Here is a 1,591-nt window from a genome sequence, read left to right on the forward strand (position 1 = left end):
TGGACTTCGATATTGCCGCTATCGAACGCGCTGGTGATTTTTATGGTCATGGCACCCTGATAGTGGCTCCGGACTCTCCGGGGAAGTCCCTGAATAGGGCTTCGGCCAGTTTCGCTGCTGCCAGGCCCGGCTGGGATGCCGGTGACCCCTCCTTGGCCTCAACCGAAGCGCGTCCTTCCCAGACGACCGCGCTGCTGTCCCGCTCGGTTATGCGCACCGAAAGCTCGGTGATGATCTTGTCCTTCGGCCGCCCGCCAAGATTGATGCCGATGCCTAGACCAACGCCGGAACCGTAGCTGCCGGTGCTGCCGCCAACCCCGACTGAAACGGGCGATCGCGATCCGCCAGCATCTATCCGTGCTCTTTCAAGGGTGTAGCGCGCTACAAATTCGCTGTTTCCGGCACCGTCTCGCGCCCCCGAAAAACCGACTCGCTGCAATTCGCGGAGCAATGCCGCGCTATAGGTCGCATATTCTATACTGCGACTATGCCCTTCGTCCGTGACATTCGCTTCGATGACGACGCTAGCCGGTACGATCGGAGCAGCCTGGGCGTTGTGAAACCGAGTGACATCAACCGGTGGTGTCATCGCCATGCACCCCGATAATAATAGTGCCGCCAATGCGGTAGGCGCAAATGATTGGAACCCGGTCATTATACTCACTCCTCAACATGTCCGACGGCATATTAGCGCATAATCTGCGCGACTGTGGCAAAAAATTTGCGTCTCCTGGCCACGGCGTTTAACCGAATGAAGCGATCAGCGCGCTAGACAGCCGATATCGGGTATTTATAGGGGTTCAGGAATGATGACAAAACCGTTCACGATATTGGTCACCGGCGGGGCCGGTTATATCGGCAGTCATGCGGTGCTGGCGCTGCGGGATGCCGGCTGGCCGGTGGCGGTGATTGACAATCTGACCACCGGGTTCCGCTGGGCAGTGCCAGAAGGCGTGGCCTTTCATGAAGGTGATATCGAGGATAATGCCTTGGTCGCCCGGATCATCAAGGATGAAAATATCGGCGCGATCATGCATTTTGCCGGCTCGATCATCGTGCCGGAGTCGGTCGAAGATCCGCTAAAATATTATCACAACAACAGCGCCAAGAGCCGCAGCCTGATCGAATCGGCTGTGACCGGTGGCGTCCGCCATTTCATCTTTTCATCAACCGCGGCAACCTACGGCATCCCCGAGGAAAGCCCGGTCAGCGAAACGACGCCGCAGCTGCCGATCAATCCTTATGGCATGTCCAAGCTGATGACCGAGCATATGCTTCGCGATGTCTCGGCGGCGCATGACCTGAATTTCTGTGCGCTGCGCTATTTCAATGTGGCTGGCGCCGATCCGCAGGCGCGGACGGGGCAGTCGACCGCCGGCGCCACCCATCTGATCAAGGTCGCGGTCGAGGCAGCGCTCGGCAAGCGCGACAGCGTCGCTGTCTTTGGGTCCGACTATGATACGCCCGACGGTACCGGCGTGCGTGACTATATCCATGTTTCGGATCTTGCCACTGCCCATGTGCTTGCGCTGGAGGCGCTGATCGCAGACCCGAATCGGAATCATCTGCTCAATTGCGGCTATGGGCGCGG

Annotated in this window: 2 protein-coding genes; one reads left to right on the forward strand and one right to left on the reverse strand. The window is 58.7% G+C overall.

From position 1 onward, the window contains the following. Positions 1-46: 46 nt before the first annotated feature. Positions 47-655, reverse strand: coding sequence for a DUF4136 domain-containing protein (locus tag WBM93_RS05865; RefSeq protein ID WP_424429446.1), 609 nt, complete (start codon positions 653-655; stop codon positions 47-49). Positions 656-806: 151 nt separating this feature from the next. On the opposite strand from WBM93_RS05865, the gene galE reads away from it, so the two are divergent. After that, positions 807-1,591: UDP-glucose 4-epimerase GalE (gene galE, locus WBM93_RS05870; protein ID WP_424429449.1), on the forward strand; the 785-nt coding region annotated here is incomplete at its 3' end.

The organism is Parasphingorhabdus sp. (assembly GCF_049667325.1).
Classification (GTDB): domain Bacteria; phylum Pseudomonadota; class Alphaproteobacteria; order Sphingomonadales; family Sphingomonadaceae; genus Parasphingorhabdus.